This window comes from Aeromicrobium sp. PFPM2_SD2 (assembly GCF_057364525.1).
The window spans coordinates 1-662 of record NZ_JBNFNZ010000756.1 but is presented as its reverse complement, the minus strand read 5'-3'; the positions used below and the strand labels follow the sequence as shown (position 1 = coordinate 662).

General features: G+C 74.9%; 1 protein-coding gene. It reads left to right on the top strand.

The window, feature by feature from the left end; all coding sequences use genetic code 11:
- Positions 1-196: 196 nt before the first annotated feature.
- Positions 197-662: SDR family oxidoreductase (locus AC2W7G_RS17920; protein ID WP_485869622.1), on the top strand; the 466-nt coding region annotated here is incomplete at its 3' end.

Sequence of the window (662 nt, the reverse complement as noted above, 5' to 3'; positions counted from 1 at the left end):
GCTTCGAGGTGGCGGCCGGCGAGGTCGGGCGGGCCGCCTCGTCGCGGTCGTGGCCGAGGACGACGCGGTCGACTCGGTGCTGGCGCTGGGCGTCGCGGACGGCGTCGTCACCGACGTGTGGATCGTGCGCAACCCGCACAAGCTCACCGCCTGGGGCTGACCCTCACGTTCCGGACGGCTGCGTCGTCAGAGGGGCATGAACGAGAACCAGAGCATGAAGGTCGCCGTCGCGGGCGGCACGGGCACGGTCGGCCGTCACGTCGTGGCGGCGCTGGAGGCGTCGGGCCACGAGGCGGTGGTCCTGAGCCGTCACGCGGGGGTCGACCTGATGACCGGCGACGGGCTGGACGCCGCGCTGGCCGGGGCCGACGCCGTCGTGGACGTGACCTCGACGCCGACCATGTCGTCGCGCCGGTCCCGCGACTTCTTCACGACGGTCACGAGCCGTCTGCTCGCCGCCGAGCAGCGGGCCGGGGTGCGTCACCACGTCGCGCTCTCGGTCGTCGGCGCCGACCGCGGACGCACCGGGCACTACGCGGGCAAGCTCGCCCAGGAGCGCCTGGTCGAGGCCGGCCCCGTCCCGTGGACGATCCTGCGCGCCACGCAGTTCCACGAGTTCGCCGCGCAGGTGCACGCGGGGCATGGCGGCCGGCCCCGTGGCA